The 18,730-nt window shown below is 35.5% G+C and carries 17 protein-coding genes; 1 reads left to right on the top strand and 16 read right to left on the bottom strand.

Translation table 11 applies throughout. The features are described from left to right. Nucleotides 1–24 precede the first annotated feature (24 nt). From KJA13_02705 to KJA13_02740, 8 genes are all read right to left on the bottom strand, one after another. Entirely contained in the window at nt 25–1,443 is a 1,419-nt protein-coding gene (locus KJA13_02705; GenBank protein ID MBZ9577923.1) for a hypothetical protein, read from the bottom strand. Nucleotides 1,444–1,727: 284 nt separating this feature from the next. Next, nucleotides 1,728–2,483, bottom strand: a complete 756-nt coding sequence (locus KJA13_02710) for a hypothetical protein (GenBank protein ID MBZ9577924.1) — start codon at nt 2,481–2,483, stop codon at nt 1,728–1,730. 95 nt (nt 2,484–2,578) lie between these two features. Beyond that, nucleotides 2,579–3,019 carry a DUF3592 domain-containing protein gene (locus KJA13_02715; GenBank protein MBZ9577925.1) on the bottom strand — a complete coding sequence of 147 codons (441 nt, stop codon included), beginning with the start codon at nt 3,017–3,019 and terminating at the stop codon, nt 2,579–2,581. 36 nt (nt 3,020–3,055) lie between these two features. Beyond that, nucleotides 3,056–4,564, bottom strand: a complete 1,509-nt coding sequence (locus KJA13_02720) for a B12-binding domain-containing radical SAM protein (GenBank protein MBZ9577926.1) — start codon at nt 4,562–4,564, stop codon at nt 3,056–3,058. Next, on the bottom strand, nt 4,539–6,041 hold the full coding sequence (locus KJA13_02725; GenBank protein MBZ9577927.1) for a cobalamin-dependent protein: 1,503 nt from the start codon (nt 6,039–6,041) through the stop codon (nt 4,539–4,541). The genes KJA13_02720 and KJA13_02725 overlap by 26 nt, the downstream gene beginning before the upstream one ends. Before the next feature lie 63 nt (nt 6,042–6,104). Next, complete coding sequence (locus KJA13_02730; protein ID MBZ9577928.1) at nt 6,105–7,502, bottom strand: radical SAM protein; 1,398 nt, start codon at nt 7,500–7,502, stop codon at nt 6,105–6,107. Nucleotides 7,503–7,545: 43 nt separating this feature from the next. Continuing rightward, nucleotides 7,546–9,177 (bottom strand): glycosyltransferase family 39 protein, encoded by a 1,632-nt coding sequence (locus KJA13_02735; protein ID MBZ9577929.1) that lies wholly within the window; start codon nt 9,175–9,177, stop codon nt 7,546–7,548. Nucleotides 9,178–9,344: 167 nt separating this feature from the next. Continuing rightward, nucleotides 9,345–10,514 carry a hypothetical protein gene (locus tag KJA13_02740; GenBank protein ID MBZ9577930.1) on the bottom strand — a complete coding sequence of 390 codons (1,170 nt, stop codon included), beginning with the start codon at nt 10,512–10,514 and terminating at the stop codon, nt 9,345–9,347. Between the two features lie 34 nt (nt 10,515–10,548). On the opposite strand from KJA13_02740, the gene KJA13_02745 reads away from it, so the two are divergent. Further along, the gene (locus KJA13_02745) at nt 10,549–10,938 is read left to right on the top strand and encodes a hypothetical protein (GenBank protein ID MBZ9577931.1); all 390 of its coding nucleotides are present in this window, start codon (nt 10,549–10,551) and stop codon (nt 10,936–10,938) included. Here KJA13_02745 and KJA13_02750 read toward each other — a convergent pair. From KJA13_02750 to KJA13_02785, 8 genes are all read right to left on the bottom strand, one after another. After that, nucleotides 10,935–11,540 (bottom strand): hypothetical protein, encoded by a 606-nt coding sequence (locus tag KJA13_02750; protein ID MBZ9577932.1) that lies wholly within the window; start codon nt 11,538–11,540, stop codon nt 10,935–10,937. The two genes, KJA13_02745 and KJA13_02750, sit on opposite strands and share 4 nt — an antisense overlap. Before the next feature lie 5 nt (nt 11,541–11,545). Beyond that, a complete protein-coding gene (locus tag KJA13_02755; GenBank protein ID MBZ9577933.1) occupies nt 11,546–13,270 on the bottom strand; it encodes a hypothetical protein in 1,725 nt (574 codons plus the stop codon). 50 nt (nt 13,271–13,320) lie between these two features. After that, nucleotides 13,321–13,938, bottom strand: coding sequence for a hypothetical protein (locus KJA13_02760; protein ID MBZ9577934.1), 618 nt, complete (start codon nt 13,936–13,938; stop codon nt 13,321–13,323). A gap of 98 nt (nt 13,939–14,036) precedes the next feature. Next, on the bottom strand, nt 14,037–14,828 hold the full coding sequence (locus tag KJA13_02765; GenBank protein ID MBZ9577935.1) for a hypothetical protein: 792 nt from the start codon (nt 14,826–14,828) through the stop codon (nt 14,037–14,039). Nucleotides 14,829–14,843: 15 nt separating this feature from the next. Continuing rightward, entirely contained in the window at nt 14,844–16,073 is a 1,230-nt protein-coding gene (locus KJA13_02770) for a 2-hydroxyacyl-CoA dehydratase (protein MBZ9577936.1), read from the bottom strand. After that, nucleotides 16,067–17,056: a 4Fe-4S binding protein gene (locus KJA13_02775; protein ID MBZ9577937.1), complete on the bottom strand. Its 990-nt coding sequence runs from the start codon at nt 17,054–17,056 to the stop codon at nt 16,067–16,069. Before KJA13_02775 ends, KJA13_02770 begins: the two co-directional genes overlap by 7 nt. Further along, nucleotides 17,053–17,961, bottom strand: a complete 909-nt coding sequence (locus KJA13_02780; protein MBZ9577938.1) for a hypothetical protein — start codon at nt 17,959–17,961, stop codon at nt 17,053–17,055. The genes KJA13_02775 and KJA13_02780 overlap by 4 nt, the downstream gene beginning before the upstream one ends. Beyond that, complete coding sequence (locus KJA13_02785; protein ID MBZ9577939.1) at nt 17,951–18,652, bottom strand: hypothetical protein; 702 nt, start codon at nt 18,650–18,652, stop codon at nt 17,951–17,953. Before KJA13_02785 ends, KJA13_02780 begins: the two co-directional genes overlap by 11 nt. Nucleotides 18,653–18,730 lie beyond the last annotated feature (78 nt).

Below are 18,730 nucleotides of genomic sequence, written 5' to 3' on the forward strand. Positions count from 1 at the left end.
TTGCCAGGTTATTTTATAAATCTATTACTGGTTATGAGTAGTAAATAGATAGACATTAATCTTATTGCTTTTCCAAAAGGACTCTAAGTTTAAATTGTACTCTAAAAAGTTTATATATTTCTTTAAGAATTCCTGGTTTGTGCTCGGTATACCAAAATAATCTTCCCAAGGAACAATCACCCAAAACCTTTCGTAGCACAATTCCTTCTCGAATAAATCTGCCGGCCTCATGGTTGAAGAACTCCCTTTCTCCCCTCCAAAATATCCAGAAGAATTAAAGTAGATAGCGTAATTTATCCAGCTCACAGGCCAGACAACATAATCATTGTCTTTTAGTTCTTTCTTAATAAAGCTCAATGCCTCTTTATAGGAAGGGCCTAGATTCTTCAATAACAGCTCGTTGGATAAATAAGCGTTCCAGATAAATATTAGAGAGAAAGAACAATAACCCATTATTTTATATAGCTGTTTTTGTTTGCTTAAGATATATAAACCATAAGCATAAACGATGGCCACAAATGGAATTAACCATACAAAATGTCTAACGTTAAAATATGTCTTTCCTATACAGCGCCATATGCCACCTAAGAATAATAATTCAAACAACAAGCCGGAAAATACTACACATCCAAATAAGGTATAAAAAGAAACATGTGCCCTCCTTAATTTAACGATTATAAAAGGCAATATCAAGATAGGTAAATAACCAATTACTTTTAATAGGGGTAATCCTAAAACTAATTTTCCAATACTGTCAAGGACAGAAGCGATATTTTCTTGCGGCAAATAAAAATTGTTGCTCCAGGCATTTTGAAATAAAAAAGGGTTGTTGAAGATAGATAGATAAATAGCAGGGGCATATAATATAAAGATAAAATTTAAGATTAACATTGCTTTTAAAAAACGCAAAAACGAAAAAGTTAGATTAAAGCGGTGTGTTCTATATCTAAGTATAAAGATTGCCAGAAATTGGGAAAGGACAATGTGAAATGTTAAATAGTGAGTAAAAAAACATAATATGGTAACCAAACAATACTTCCATACCCCTCTTTCCTCTCCAGAAATAAAAGTCTTCCAAAAATACAAGTAACTCAATAATGATAAGAAACATAACATAGAGTAGGGTTCTATTCTTCTTGAGTAAAATAAAAAAAGGCTGTGAATGTTGAAGAAAACAAACCCAGCATAAGAGATAAATCTGCTTTTAAAAATCTTTTGAGAAAAAAAGAATATTAAATATCCAGACGCTACAGCAAAGAAAATAGAAATAAGCCTGGGGAAAAAAGTATAATAATCAAAACCCGGCAATTGCATTGTTGCATTCAAAATTAATTTATATAACGGCTGGTGACCAAATGAAATAAGATTTTTAAACGGTAAATTATGCGGTAAAAAGATATTTGTATGTATTTCTTGCGCCGCGCCCATATTAAATGATTCCATTTTGTCAAGGCTTTCACTGCCTAAATTAGTTGTCTTCCAAAACATAAATGCAATAGCTAGAATAGTGAGTAGGACAAAATCTTTTCGCGACAGTCTAATACTGCATAAATCGGGCTCTTGCCCAGCAAGTTTTTCCCTTTTAAAATATCTATTTATCAAAAGGAGCAGGGAAAAATTTAAAAAAAGTGCGATAATAATCCAAGGCCAAAGATTGCGATAGCTATCTATTAGTCTAAATAATGGGTTCTGATGTTTTAAAAACGACTCGAAAAAAATAATGATGATTATCCCCCTATTTTCTGGCCTCGAATTGTCGCCTCTTTAAGCCTTATTTCGCTATAAGATTCGCTTTCTTCAACCATAGCCCTTTCCTCAAGTTCAGGCGACCCGGCAATCCAATTTTTTTGTAACTTTGTTTCTTTGACTTTACCAATGCCCCTGGCATACCAATCTGTTTGTGCAACAGTAGTTTTAAAGTTCTTTGCCTCAACAGAAATTGAAATGTAAATTTTCTGGCAGTCTTCAAATTTCCCTGCGGGGACAGTTATGTCTTCAGTTCCTTCAAACTCACTTTTTATCTCAAATTTTCCTTCAGTAAGTGCTTCGTTCAATCTCAATGCCTCTTCGCTGGTATCGTAGATTTTGACTAATGCTGAATCATTTCTCTCTGGATTCGACTTCTGAAAAAGTACTGTTATCGGAGGAGAAAATACAGTATCTCGGCCTCCGGATATCGCTTTATGTAACTTTATCCCATCTCTATCTAAACTATAATAGAATATATGTTTTCCATCCGGACGATTTGACTCGACCGAATATACTTCTTTACCATCTAACATCTCTTTAGCCTTAACAACAGTAGCCATAGTATGTTCCACCATCGCTTCTTCTAATGTATAAACTTGATATACCCATTTATTCCCTATATCCAACGGAAAGTATTTAGATACTTCGTAAGGTTCTTCTGCTTTTGTAGATATTCCGCTTAATGAAATTAAAATGCAAAAAACAATAATAAATATATTCATTTTTTTAATCATTTATTCCTCCTTGAATTTCTGTTTCGACATTATTAATGGGCCTAATTATTCTCCTTGCATCTAAGCGCATATTAGTGTGCCATATCCACCTCCTTTCAGTTAAGCTTCAGTCCTGAGAGCCAGGCAAGAAGAGCTATGCATATTCCCAAATTAATTGGGGTAAATACTTCCCTGCCTTGGTCTGAGATGGGTATTCCTGCAATTCTCGCATATTTGGGGTCATCTGGGTCATAAAGAATATGTACCTTGTCTCCTTTTGACAGTTGGTTGCAATCTTTACTTTTTACTTTGCTATACCCCCTATGTATTCGGCCTTGGCTATCTCCGTACTCATATATAACCAAATATTCTCCGGATACATTCCCTGGCTCATTTACGGTACTTCTTTCGACAATAGTCGCAACACCAATCTTGGCAATCCGTTCAAGCCGACGGTATTCATTAACAACCTTTAAATGGGCAACAGACCTCATCACTCCCAAAACTATTAAAACCAACCCAATAGCCCACATTGCTAAAACGATCTTCCGGAGCATATCTCTATTTGCCTTTCTGTTTACAAAAAATTTCAGTTATCTACGAAATAACGCATCAATATATCTATCATTTATATATCTTGCTACAATCTTATCTTGCCGGCGTTTTAAAGAAATCCAAGGGCAAATGCATATTAAGAAATTAACTATTTTTCGTGGCGTCGCAATAATAAGTTTTTTAAAAAGAATAAAGTACAGTCCGAGAATTTCCCTTCGGTGCCTTGTATTACTTGAAATCATTATTTTAAAGGCGTTGCCGTTAATTATTGATTGCAGTCGCTCTAAAATAGAAATAGACACCTTGTTCCGTTTACGGCCATTATATGCAGATATATACCTGGCATTATAAAATGTGTCTATTGCAATAATTCTTCTTCTTTTAAGTCCTTCGTATCCCAAGATGCCCTTCATGGGTATAAGCTCCTGGTGCATAGCAATATCGCAAACTGAATGATGCTTCATCGTATTCCTGTAAATGTTGCTCCCGGAAAGGCTATCTTCGACAAATGCACCAAACACAAGTACGTTGCTCTGCTTCAAGGCCTTATAGACGTCTTTGAAATTCTCAACTGCCATTCCATCTTCTATCTGTTTACTATACTTCTTTAGGATTTCTTCATTTAGGCTTTCATAGCCGATTATAACTTCTTTAAGGCCGGCCTTTACGGCAAGTTCTATAAAGTCGGGGTGATTAAATATTAAATCGGCCCGGCAAAACATCCATAAATACACATTCATATTTTCACTTATTATACCTTCTAAGATTCTTTTATCTCGTTGATAATTTGAACCGAAGTTATCGTCGGCTATTACTATATTATCGATGCCCCTTTTATAGAGGTATTTAAACTCCTTAATTACTCTTTCTACAGATTTATATCGTTGAGAGTATCTCCACATCGAGCTTGCGCAACAAAATATACATTTATGTTTACAGCCTCTGGAGGTTTCAATAGAAGCAGTGAAGCCTTTGCCCCCCAGCTTAAATTTATAATTAGCTAAACTAAGCTTATCCCAAGCAGGAATGGGCAATTTATCGAGATCCAAAATATGGTCTCTATCGGCAGTAGCAATGATTTCGTCATTATATTTGAAGGTAATCCCTTTGATTCCCTTCAAATCCTCATTGTTGCAAATGGCGGCAATAACTGCCTTAAAGGTTTCTTCTCCTTCCCTTCTAACTACAATATCCGCCCCTTTCTGAATCCATCGCCTGTCATAAAAAGTTGCATGGTGTCCCCCTAAAATAACCGTAATGTCTTTTGATATTTTTTTAATCATTCTAATCGTAATTTCTGTATTTAAGGACGCTGCCGGCGATATAACACTGATGGCAATAATATCATATTGTGCTAATTTATCTTTATACTCACTTAAACTAATTTTTTCCACATTCCCGTCGAAAATATCGCAATAATACTCAGGAATAACTGCCGCCAATTGGGGTAGAGTCGTACCTGCTATTTTCCTCCAGCATCTCCAAAAGTCTGTTGGAAATGGCCAGCACTCATAAAAGATTTTAGGCATTAATAACAATATTTTCATATTTTTTTAAATACCTTTTCACAATTTTTTCTTGATAAAATCTTTTACCTAGCTTTGGTGCATGCAAAATATAATAAAAATCTTTCATGCAATCAAAACTAATATTGCAAAAAGAATGAAATAAATAATTATAAAGAGATCTAAAGAAAGAGCTTGTAAGCCCATTTCTATTAAATATTTTTAATAATGTTGCCGGATTAAGGCAGTATTTGAGTATAAAATTTCTATGTGGAATTATAAAATCTTCCGAGTTATATGTCCTTACTTGAGAATCGTGATAGAACATATCGTCTAATAAACTATCTTTTACTAATTCATATGCCTTCGTGGTTCTTGCAGGGCGAAAAGGGGTCATTAAAGGGTAGTCGCATACTAAACTATGCTGAGCAAGAGTGAATTTTATATCTTCGATAGGCTCGCCGGGATATCCAATAACAAACAGCCCTAGCGTAAATATATCGTTTTTTCTAAATAGTTGGTATATCTTTTTGTAATCCTCCAAAGTCATATCCGCGCTATAACCTTTATTCATCAAAGAAATATTTTTTGTAGTCATTGTTTCAAAACCGGTTAAGACTAACTTCAGACCGGACTTAGCAGCAAGTTCATATAGGTCGGGGTAGTCCTTAATATAGTCGGTCCTGCTAAAAGCCATCCATTGAATATCGAGTTTTTGTTCTATAATTTTTTTACATAAGGTAATATCTCTTTCATAATTTGCCCCAAAATTGTCATCAACAAAATAAAATTTGTTTATCCCCAAGCGCCTCATTGACTTTAACTCTTCAATCACTCTTTCCGCAGATTTAAATCTTTGCCTTTGGTTCCACAATCTCGAGACTAAACAGAAATGGCATTTAAATGGACACCCCCGGGAGGTCTCGACTGAACCGGTAAAACCCTTTTTCATAAAGCGGGAATTGTATCTTTTATAATTTATCAATTCCCATCTTGGCATAGGCAGATTATCTAAATTCTCAATAAAAGACCTATCGGGATTGACTATAATTTTTTTTCCAACTTTATAGCTGATTCCTTCGACTTTACTTAGGTCCCCATCTGCTTCAATGGTTTCAATAAGCTCTTTAAAAGTTATCTCGCCTTCTTTTCTGATGACGAAATCCACGCCTTTCTCCAGCCACTCTCTATGGTAAATTGAAGGATGATGCCCCCCTGCTATTATCTTAATATCCGGCTTTATTTTTTTTATCAAGCGTACATTTAGCTCAGCATTTAAAGATACAATACTGGAGTGTATAGAGATAGCGACAATATCTTTGTCTTTTACTTTCTTGATAAACTCTTTTAATCTTATCTTCTGTACCACGCCATCCAAGATTTCACTTTCGTGTTTTGGAACACATGCCGCTAGTTGAGCAAAGGTAACCGAAGGCACATTTAACGAGAACCTTACAAAATCCACAGGGAACGGCCACCTTCTATACAGGGTGATTGGATTTAAAAATAATACTTTCATTTGTATTGTTACTTCAAGAGCCCAGCGCAAAATAATGCTTAAGAATGCAGCGCAACATGTTGCTCAGTAAGTATTTAAGAAGAAAGGAAAGATATATCTTAATAGATAAATTTTTCTCGGCATTCTTATGAATAATTTAGCCAGTCTTTTGGGATTTAGATAAAATTTCCTATAAGCGCTCTTTTGGGTTTTCCTTAAAGGCAGGCCCAGCAGTTTCTCATAATGAATATTTTTAGCATAATAATAATAATACTCGAATTCTATCTCAAAAGAAGGATAGCGCTTTTTAATCAATCTATACAATTCAGTATTTTTTTGTGGGGTAACTATAAAAAAACTCGAGAATGTTAAAGGAGAATTGCAGGCAAAATTAACGGTTTCTTCTATCTCTTTAATTGTTTCGCTGGGAAAACCAATCATAAAATAACACTTTGTCAATATCCCCAATTTATCTGAAAATTCAATAACTCTCTTCAGTTGTAAAATGTCGATATTTTTCTTTAGCATTTTCTGCAACCGAGATGAAGCAGTTTCTAATGCATAAGTAATTGCGTAAGTGCCAGCTTTTTTCAATTTCCATATCAAGTCTTCATCCATAATATCGCCCCTAAGCCCGTTAGGGAAAGCTAGTTTTATAGGCAAATTAGAAGATATTATAAGGTCGCATATCTTCTTTGCTCTCCCCACATCCAGGTTAAATACATCATCGAATATATGGAATTCATCAACATTATACCTATAATAAAGCTCTTTAATCTCGTTAAGAATGTTCTCCGGCGACCTTTTTCTGTGATGTTTACCAAAGATATTGTGACAATAAATACATTGATAAGGGCAGCCGCGCGAAGTAAAGATACCCATGTATCTGCGACCAGCTAATATTACATTCATAGAGATTACATTAATACTAGAGTATTTATCTATTTCTAGCAAATCCCAAGCCGGAAAAGGCAAGGCATCCAGATTCTCAATTGGCTTCCTTGTTTCAGTTACTTTCAAATTGCCATCTTTCTTAACAGCAATGCCGGCAACATGTTCAATGTTCTCTTTCTTCTCAAACTGCTCTAACAATTCACAAAGAGAAACCTCTCCTTCCCCAATTACTGCTATGTCAATATTAGAATCCCGTAAAATATCCTGGAAATACATAGTGGGGTGTGGGCCACCTACGATTACTTTGCTCTTTCCATTGAGCCTTTTAGACAACTTTGCTATCTCGTGCATGCATCCATCTTCATCGCTACACACACTACATGCTATAATGTCGGGCTTGAAATCTCTCACAATTTTAATTAGCTTATGGATAGGCATCTTGTAAAGTTTCATATCGACCAACTTTATAATATAAGCATCTGCGAACCTCTTGCGAACTGCCGCAGCTAAATACATTAAGCCCAATGGTGGAGCAATAGAGAAGTTGGGTTGATAATTATATGTTCTGATAAATAGAATTCTCTTCATTTCAAAAATAGCTCTATCTTAAAAAATGCTTCCGAAGACTTCTTTAGATATTTTTGTCTGGGTTTTCCTGTCCTTTTAAATTAAAGAGATACAGCTTAATATATTCGAAATCTTGAGAAAGTATAAGCTGATACCTTTCCAGGAACCGCTTTAGCAGCATGTCGCTATTTTGGTAACCCACTAAGGGGATGCCAAAAAATTGTTCACGAATATCCACAAACCAGATTCGTTTAATCTTTCCTTCGGCTAATGTCTGTTTGACCTCGTCAGAGTAAACGTTCCCTGGAGAATCCGGCTCAGGCCATATCGGCCCGTAATAGCGTATCTGGTTTTCCAGTTTCGCTTGAGGTCTTGCAATTATCCTCCAATTTGCGAAAAACATGTTAGATAAATCCTCTGTATCCCGATGCATATAGTAATTAAAGCCATAAACAAACCATATATTGGGGAAGAATACAGCATCTTTATCGGCGATATTACATTTTACAAATCGAGTTGCTTTTGACAGATTTGGCTTTTGTTGATTGGCAATTAAGTTATAATCGGAATAAATGGCTGCTATAGTCATCAAACAGAATATGCCTGTTACTGTCTTTTTCTTAAAAAGGTGGCCAAAGAAATAAGCCCATACAACTATTATTAATGGGAGTATATAAATAATATGGTCCCACATAATATAAACGCCTGTTAACGCAAGTTTCATACCACGAGAGCCCACTATATGACAAAAAGCATGAAAAAATAAAACTGTGAATATTGCAATAGCCAGGAGGATATATTCTAATTTATCATTTTTGTTTATGGCCCATAGGCCTATTATAAAAAACACGATGGCTATGATAGATACATAAGCTGAATGCACAATAATACCTGAAAAAGATGGAATTATCCTGAGCAATACCCAAAATGACTGGGCTGTCTGCAGAGAATAGGCCTTGTGTTGGGAGTAAATAGTGCTATGAATATGGCTATTCAACGAATAATGCAAAAAAGGAAACCAAATAATAACAAAGTAACTAAATATGCAAAGGGTTAATAAATAGCGAAGTAAATTTTTAGCGTTTTTACTGTGCATCTGCCTTATAGAAATTATAATCAAGCTCAGTAATTGCGCAAAAATAACAAATATCATAAAATAATGCGAAAAAAAACCAAGTATTATTGAACCGCAATACCAAATCGCTGCATTTGGGATATTTTGAATAAATGCCCTATAGAAGAAGTAGAAAGATAGAACTGCAAAAAAACAATAAAGGGCGTAAGGAGAAATCTCTCCGGACCAATAGATATGCATAGGATTTATAGAAATAAGAAAGGAAGAAATTAAAGCTATTTTCGGTCCAAACATACTCTGCGTTAACTTGAATAGCGCGATTATAGTTAATGTTCCCCAAAACAAAGATAGTAATCTCAAAAATGTCTCATTTGTACTGAATCTACTTAAAAGAAATAACATAAAATTGTATAAAGGTTGATGGAATAGGTTGATAGATATATCGTGAAATATTACTTCTTTTACATTATCGCTAAGAACGCTTGGTAAATAATAATAATGTTCTCTTAAGCCCATGTCTGCACCCGTATTAAGTCCAATAATACGGAGAACAATACCGATGAGCACTATACCTGAAAGAATATAGAGCTGCTTCTTGTCTACTTTTTTCCAACGGGACATATGGCTGGAAAAAGATAAGGCCCTATATTTTCTAAAGATTAAATTCGAGATAATAGATAGCATAAAGGTATTTAAACAGAAAAAAACCGCCATTAGCTTTATGGCTGAAGGGTTATAAATATGCCTGTAGTTAACAAAGGGAAAGCTCATAATCCCTGCTCTTTATTTTAGTGGCTTTTTACATTTATCTCGAACTCTTCTGCAACTTTTATTATCAAGTCATTATCGGCTAACAGTCTTTTTTCGAATTCTTCGGATAACGAAGGATTTGGGATATAATCTTTATACCCAACCAATAAATAACTCCTTTTGCCTAATTCTGTTCTTTCTCTTAAATAACCGCGTGCAATAAAACCGGCTTTCTGTAAATTGGCAAAATATTGTTTAAGGAATCCGCTTCTTTTATGCCTTGAGCCTTCTATCGCTATGGCAATAACACCTCCTGGCTTCAGTTTGTTTTTGATTTGCTTAAATGACTGGACAGAATATGAGAAATGAGATGGGGCAATGAATCTTCTGAACATTCCAAATTTACCCCCGGTATTAATAATATAGATTAAATCGTAGTCCTGCCCAACTGTTTCGAGATATCTGTTTGCTTCCATAGTAACGCATTTTACATTTTTTCTTAAAAAGATATTTTCATTGCTTTCCGGGCACTCATTCTGTAAGGCATAGATAATTTCAGATATTGGCTCCAGGGCAATAACTTCTTTAGGGTCAAAAAACAAGGCATACTTAACCTGCATTCCACCCCCTGCGCCAATTATTATTATAGAAGAATTTTTAGGAAGAAGAAGAAAAGGCAATATATCAAGGCTCTCTTGAATAGAAGGCGGTGAAGTTAAATAGCTTGTATAGGCCCAATTGAGTCTGCCATTATACAGCCCATATAAATATCTGCCGGATTTTATTAACCCTAAGTGGCAGTATTTAGTCCACTTTTGAAACAGGATTTCCGTAACATCAAAGGTATTATCCCTTTCGCCAAACTTAGTGTTTAGTGGTTTCATGGCAAATTCTTTATTTAAAATAGATTTTGTGCTGAGTGCACCATTGCCTTGAATAAAAACAACAAATTTGTCTTCAAAATTAGAAGAACCTGTAGATAAAAAGTATAAAACAACAATGCAGGCCATCCCAAATAAATATCTTTTAGCTAAAGCGGTTGTGTTCACTAAGAATTGAATAAATAATAAGCTCAGGAAACTTAAAAGTATTGTTTTTATTAATCCGATATAGGGAAAGGTAAAGTTTGCAAAGCAATAAGCTGCAAAGGCCCCTAAAATAGATATGCCGTAAAAATATTTCCTTTTCTTTAGCTTTCCCTTTGCCAATTTGTATGCACTGTATTCCGATGCGCTCCATGCAATGAAGAATGGAGAAAACAAAAGTAGCTCACTTATCCATAAAAGACCTAACGATAAAAAAGGAAAGTGGTCTTTAGCTATAAAAGTTGAAAGAGGGTCGGCAATTTTTAGGCAAACGGTAAATCCTAAAAGAGAAAATAAAAGGGCGATTTGCAGGAATAAATTGCTTCGCAGCAAATTTATTTGGGATTTTGCAAAACACTTTAAAGTAATTATTCTGCCTATTGGGATACAAAAAACTAAAAAAAACAAAAGTACCGGCATCAATGCAACAGTAAATGAAAGCACTCTAAAAATACAGATAAGAAAGAGTACGCTGCCAAATGCAAGCAGGAAAAACGCCAAGGCAAATGGAGGCTTTTCTATTCGTTTATTCTTAATCATGTTTTAATTATTCAGGTTATAAGATTTTAGCAAAAGCCTGTAATAGTGGTCTGTTCCCTCTAAGGACACGCTTCCAAATTCCTTTACAATGCCTATATTTGGGGCTTGCCATACAACCGAGTAACCATTTGGTCGTTCATAGTAATATTTGTAACATCTAAAGCTCCCGGCTGGTACAGTTACTTTTTCATTTGTTGACTTTATGGTCATTCGCTCGCCTTTCCCAAGTTCATAACTTTCTCCCGCAATACCGGGATACTTAAATACCAAAACCGGAGACGCGAACATGCCATATTCTAAAAAAAATTGTCGGCCAAGAACGCCATATGAAAATAAGCCACCTTCTTTATTTTTAAAATGCTGGTAATAATGCTCTGACTTGCTGGAGATATCTACAATATATACTTCATCGCCTTTTAACTTCTCGGTCTTTATTACCTCAATATAATATTCTGGAGATTGGTAACCATGATAAACCCAGTTGTTCCCTACTGCTAAAGGCCAAACTACATTTTCTGCCTTTTTGTCTATCCGGTATTTTAGTTCATAATTCCAGCATTCTATTAAGAGCAGCAATATTGCTATTCCAATAATAGTATTTTTTTTCATAAAATCTAGCTATATAGTAATGCACGGACCTTAGGAATTTTTCTCATCCATACAATAATTGATATAAAAAAGACAAAAGCGGCTGTGCCGATGAGGAAAGAATTCGGCAGGTAATACATAGTTATCTCTCGATTATATCTATTTACCGGAATGCCTATTAACCCACGGTGATTAATGACTTGGCCCTGAAATGAATGCCACCCGGGAAAATAATTCTGATTTATTACTAAAATATCCTCCTCTTCTACAGCTATACTAAATTTGAGTTTGTTCGCAGAGAAGTATATCTGTTCTACCTTCCCCGAATTATTCAATAAAAAATACTCTCCCCTATAACCCTGCCTTTCTCTTGGAATAACTTTTGTCTGGATCTGGCTTCCAATATTGTCATACCCATACACCAGTCCTTGATTATTATAGATACTTTCAAACATTTTTTTGCTATTGCCGCTAGACTGGGAAAATGCACTTTCTCGATTACTTAAATTATATCTTATTATTGTGCTCTCTTTAAAAATTTTTCTAGCGCAATTAAAGACATTGAAAGAAATTAAAGAGAATAAAATTAGGACAGCGAAGAAAGGCAGTTTAAGCAAGCGCGGAAGTCTCTTCTGCAGTTCCTGTATTACCAGGCCCAAAGATAACGATAACATTGCAATTAATGGCCCAAAGAATTTTTTAGGCTCTTTAAACGCACTTAGAAAAAAATGCAAAATCCGCCATAAGTTGACCGGGCTATTGTCACCTAAGGCCAGTAAAAGGAAAATCGCATTTATAGCTACCAATATCTTGTATTTGCGCCATAATAAAAAAACGCTTAAGACAAACAAAGAAATCGTAATAATTGAAAAATGATACCCGATCATCTCTTCATTTATGAATCGCGAAGCAATATATGTATTCTCTCTTGAGAAGAAAAAGTGTCTTAGTTCAAGTAATCCCGCATATATATTATTCATATTAAGAAAGCCGGGAAATGGCGGCAATCCTGTATGGCGGGGGTATTGGTTTAATAGTTCCAGCATAGGAAAAAGCTTTATGCCTCCCAAAAAGAGAACAAATAAAGCTATTTTTAATAATAATAAAATAAATTTTGCTTCTTTTTTAACAATTGCATAATAAATTGCATCGATAGATATTATCATACACGTCATAATAAAAATATAAATATTTCCCGCATAGATAATGAGGGCAAGAAGAACTGAAGCAACTAGGAGATATTTTTTTTGAATCTTGCTTTTCTGGAAGAATAAATATATCCAAGGAAGGAAGGATATATTTAAAAATGTAAATCCGCCAACAAAGGTTAAGATATTAAAAATGTTTAAGAAGAAGATAGAGCTTAATAAGCTTAAGATATAGCCTAGCCCATAGTGGCGTGACAAAAAATACATGCCTAGTAAACCCGTAACTGCTTGAATAAGATAAATAATAATTGTTCCTTGAATGGTTCCAAAAAATAATATAAATATAAAATAGGGCGATAAGAAGTCTGAGTTAGGGCGAGCTAACCATGGGGTCCCTCCGCTTAGATAAGGACTCCAGAGAGGAAACTGACGATAGAATAAAATAGTTTTTCTTTGCAGTTCATGGAAAGTAAAATATTTATCCCAGTCACACTGGTCAAGCGGTTGAAAACCGGAAAAAACAATTATCCACCACAATAATGCGATGGCAATAATAATAAAAATTGAAATCAAATCTTTTTTCAGCCGTAATTTATTCCCCATAATTTCAGAATTGAAAAGTTATCTAAAAATTCATAAAGATAATCACAATGTTAGTAGTGAGGCTTTGCATAATATTTGTTTGGGCTTGAACATTTTTTAAGCATCTTTTCATTCTGCTGCTCTTGAGCTTTCCCAGTACTGCCGATAAACAATATTTTTTCTTTAACTTGAACATTTCCTATGCCCTTTGCGAGAAAGAGTTCTTCTGTAATACGCAGCGCTGTCTTCGCCTTGAAAACAAAAAAAGTAGAAATTTTTAAGCAATTCTTAAATCTACCTGCGGGGACACTGATATCTTCAGTCCCTTCCAACTTGACTTCTCTTTCAATTATGCCTTCCTCAATTAACCTATCTTTAGTGTCGTAAACTTGCATTTTCGAATAACTGTTATATTCCCGGCCTATTTGTAGCCTGCGGGGGAAAAACAGCAAGCCGGAAGAACAGATTATATATCTATCGGCTTCTTTAATTTTATACAAATAAATACCTTCCCCTTCTAAACTGTAGTAAAAAATAGGAAATCTGTCTTTATCTGGTTGAAAAAGATACGCCTCCTTATTATTTAACTTTTCTTTCGAGGCAATTGCGCTAACGCTGTTAATCTCAGATCCTTTTTTGCCTTCTAGAAAATGCCAACCTTGATATTGCCACTCAAATCCAACATCCATGGGAAAATAGCTAGAGATATCGAAAAACCTTGCTGTTAAGAAAATATAACTTAAGGCAAAAGAAATGCAAAGCGCAAAAATAATTAAGAAGGCCTTTTTCAATCTCTCTCACCCTTCTTTTTCTTGGCTAAAACCATCGCTGCTCCTATAGCTGCAGTTAATTGCGGAAGAGCAAGCCTTTTAATGTCCATCATAATCTCTTCTTGTAAAGCAAATAACAAGTTATTATTCTGCGCGGGGCCGCCGTCCAGATAAATCTCTTGCTCAATATATAATCCTCGCATCAGGTCAGATAGCCTTCTTGCTATAGACTGATGTATTCCGGATATAATATCTTCTTTCTTGGCTTTTTTATATAAAAGAGATGCTATTTCGCTTTCAACAAAGACAGCACATGTGCTATTGATGCTAACTGCCTGGAGATTCTTTCCCTCTAAATTCCCAAATTCATTAATGGGGGTATCTAATATCCTTGCTGCCTTTTCAAAAAATCTACCTGTTCCTGCTGCACACTTATCATTCATTCTAAAATCCAATGTTTTCCCATCGGAACGAATTTTAATAACCTTGATATCTTGTCCCCCTATATTGACTATTGTCCTGGCAGTTTTATTGCTTAAATGATAGGCCGCTGTGGCAATTGCTGTAATTTCATCTACTTTTTTTTCTGCTGCTGGGAAAATCCGTTTTCCATAACCTGTAGTAGCGATACCCGAGAGTTCTCGTTTTTGTATGGAAAGCGCCCTTAGTCCTTCTTTTAAGAGTTCTTCCGATATCTTAAAATTGCCAAAAGTTGCAGGAGCAACTTTTGACCAAAGCAATCTATTCTCCTCATCAATAAAGACAACCTTAATCGCGGCTGTTCCCAAATCAATGCCTGCTATTAGCATATAACTCTCCCTCTTCTAGTGAAGTGTCTCCTTAAAGGCCTCAAGCCTTAATAATATGCCCTCTTTATCCTCTACAGAATAATCTGTCTCTATTCTTATAAAATGATAGCCATTCCTTTTTACTGCTTTTTCGAAACTAAAACTCTCCATATCAAAAGGATGGCATCCTTTAAAGACATGATAGACCACACCTTTTATGTTACGCTCTTTCATTGCTACTAAAGTATTCTTTATTTTGCGCTCATTATCTACGAATGTAGGGCAGGTACAAGAAAGTTGGTACCTCTCTGCTACGGCTCTAAGAAGTTCATATTCAGAGGTCCCATCGTAAACTATGCTATTAAAAAGCCTTTCGGACGTACATAAACTGTCGGCTACAATAAACATGCCTATCTCTTCAATTAATTCAGAAATCTTCAAATGCGGGAAAAACAAAGGGGAGCCAGCAAGAAATATTTGTGGTTTTTCATTATGGCCAGAATTATTATAGCTGTTAAGAAGTTTGTTTGTATTTTCTATCCAGGATTCAACATCATCCAGCATAAAGGCATTGGCTATAATAATACTCCATGTACCAGAAATTAGCCCCTTGCACCGCAGTTCGATTAAACGACTGAATGTTCCCCAGGCCCTCATATATTTATGGATCGAGCTCAAAAAATTCTTACAATTTAATTTCTTTTTTGTGTATCTTTCTAGATATCTTTTCAAATCATAGGATTCCTCCAGCCATCTTTTTTGGCTTTTTTCGCTTTCCTTCGCATGGGGTAATTCCATCTGGTAAATGTGTTTTTTCTTTTCCTTTATTATCTCGGGAATCTTAACTCTCCAGTCACAACTAGTAGGCATTACTACTAGGTCGCACAATTTTTCTAATGATTGTTCTAAATGGTAGGGGCTGACAGAAGATTTAATCACAGGACAAGCTAAAATAGGTAAAAAGGATGACGAAAGTTTTTGCACGCATAAGGATCCGCTGCATAATCTAACGGGATGGAATCCAAATGCATCTAACAGTTCTAATGGAACACTATTGCAGTAAAGACCGGCAAGAGGATTTTTAAATCTTTCCTTAAATCTTTGGGGATAAAGTGGCAACGAAAGGACTTCTAAAAAATATTCAAGTTCCTTAATAAAGTCGTCCCTTGTTTTGAGGGAAGCAATTTCTCTTTGGGTTTCCCTGAGGACCTCCTGGTAAACTTTTTCCTGCATTTTTCTGTTTACATTCCCAGGCAAAACTACCATTGCAATCTATGCCTCCTTTTAAACCAATCGGAAAAGTATTTTTTTGAGGAAGAAATAATATTTTTCTTTAGGAATGTGGCAGATAATGCCTTATCTTGCGGACATGCCTCTATGCATTTTAAGCAGAGATTGCAGTTTTCTTTAAGGACATCTTTCTCTTTTTTCTCTAAATACACTTCTTTAATATCCATGGGGCACACGCGCCAACAATTTCCGCAACCAGTGCAAGAATCCGCCTGCTTTTTAAGCCGGGGAAGACCAATTCTACGAAATGTATCAAAGAGAGCTCCAACAGGACAGATAAGGCAAAAGATGCGATCTCGGAACATAATTCCTACTAATACAATCCCTGCCAAGGCCGAGGTAGCAATACTTGTCCAAAATCGTTGTATGCCAACAGTAAAATCAACGGCCTGGTTTAAGAAATTCCCTTCAAATGGCGGTAGAAATAGCTTAACCGGGCATATCCTGCAATATGGCGGGTCGATATCTCTGGGGAAATCGCTAATTAAGTAAAAGTGGACACCTAAGAAAAGTATTAGTAATATATATTTAACTATCCGCAAATTTCTCTTTGTCCTATAAGAGATTTGACACTCTCTAATTGAAAACCTTCTTCTCATTGAGGCAATCCAATCCTGAAATGTGCCGAATGGACAAGCCCAACCGCACCAGAATTTACTAAATATTAAAGCAACTACAAAGAAGCTTAGGAATAAACGTAAATATGCACCGGAACAACGCCAAATAATAGTATATCCGGGGAAAGGCATCATTCCTCTCTCCTTCTCCGGATCCATTTTTATTCCATATTGCAATCGCTGTAGTGGCAATAAATAACAACCGCCGCCTAAATAGCTGTCATTGTTAGAACATTGCTGAGCGGGAAAGAGATTGCCAGCCCGCAGCCCAAGATAACCACCATAAATTAAAAATAAAAAACTTAAAATTTGGATTAAATAACGAATTCGATAAACTTTCATAATTTAGATTTCTTTCTTGCAATAATTGCGCCAGTAAGCGAAAGAACAACCGACAAAATAAATATAGTGGTACCCTTTTTCATATCTAGATCCCTTCTTTGCGTGGCTACATGGCACTTGTGTTTAAATAAAACTGTGTAAGCATATTTATAGACTATGCTGCCTAAGATACGTTCTGCAACGACTAAATTTTGGCCAAAGCCCTTTTGTCCTTTTTGAAACGCTCCCGGATTCCGAGGAATATAGAAAAAACTACCATTTTTATCTGTCTTTATTTGTTGAATATTTCCGGAATTATCAATTACATCCACCTCTTGATAGCCAAAGGGCTTCTTGTCAAAGGCCACTGTAAGCCTTATAGGAAAACCAAACCTGCGATAGAGGGTATTACCTTCGTTTATATGCTCTCGATAAATAACCATATCAAACCGATTGTCAGTCTCTGTCGGGGAATACCTGCTCTCTCCACCCAAGCTCTTGCTATTGCCAAAGAGGAAGAAAGACGCCTTTGCCAGAAAATGGTATTTTATTTCTCTTTTAAATTTCTTTCCCTTGACTAAAACCGTATACCTGTTTGTGTCTGTTGAATTAATACAAATATATGGCTTATTCTCTTCCGTTCCAATCTTTAGTTTATAAAAAATTATTTCATTCTTTTTGTCTTTTTTGTCAAATGTATAGATTGCCTCAAGCGCGTCTAATTGGGAAATATCCTTTTTTTGGTCAGGGAACTGACCATAACAGATATATAGCAATTGAGTTACACTGCCATCTTCATTTTTAACCTCATTGCCATACTCGAGCCAGAGATAATCATCCTTCAGCAAACTTCCATGGGCCTTTTGGGCGCCTATGCTCGTTAAGTTAAGAAAAAGAACTATTGCTATAACTAAATTACTCCGCATCACTTTCCCATGTCTTTCCTGCGATAACCGCTTTTTTAAGCTTGAATACCTCGGTAAACGGGCCGCAGTATCTATTCATTATAGTTTTTTCTCCGGCCCTAATATATCTTAAATTTTGAAGAGGAATAAATGTGTGCATAAATTTGACAAACCCCAGCCCGGGAGCAAGCCAAAAATTATAGATATGCATTTTTTTACTATTCTCTGCTGCATCTCGATAATTATGCCTTACAAAGAAATGGATACATTTAAATTTTCCTGCTTCTACAGCTATATCTTCAAACCCCACGAAACTAATGTTGGCTTCTATTCTTTCCTTATCGATTAAGTTGCCTTCATAGTCATAGATAGATTGGATAGCCGAGGAAGAAATATTTTTTCCTAATTCGGAGGGTATCATTAAAAGCGGTGGGGAGAATTCTCTTATTACCTTCAAAGGCACCTCCCCTACCAGATGCTTATTCATGCAAAACAATATGCCTTTAGAAGAAAGTATATTTGTCTGAATGCGATCGTTATATTCGCCCTGCCAGAGAAAATTAAATTGTCTGCCCTCAGCTACCTGCTTAACATTTTTAACAGTTATAGTTACTATGCCTTCAACAGAACCCTCCCGATGCGCATATATGTATTGATCATTTTCATTTAAAGGGAAAAAATCAGATGCAAAAGAAGGGCTCTTTACTTTCAAAATATAATGCAAGCTTAGAGTTATAAAAATTATTAATATTATACCCGTCGATAGCCGGTTAAATAATTTTTTCATCCA

The sequence above is a fragment of the Patescibacteria group bacterium genome (genome assembly GCA_020148045.1).
Taxonomy (GTDB): domain Bacteria; phylum Patescibacteriota; class Minisyncoccia; order Minisyncoccales; family GWA2-38-27; genus JAHCRG01.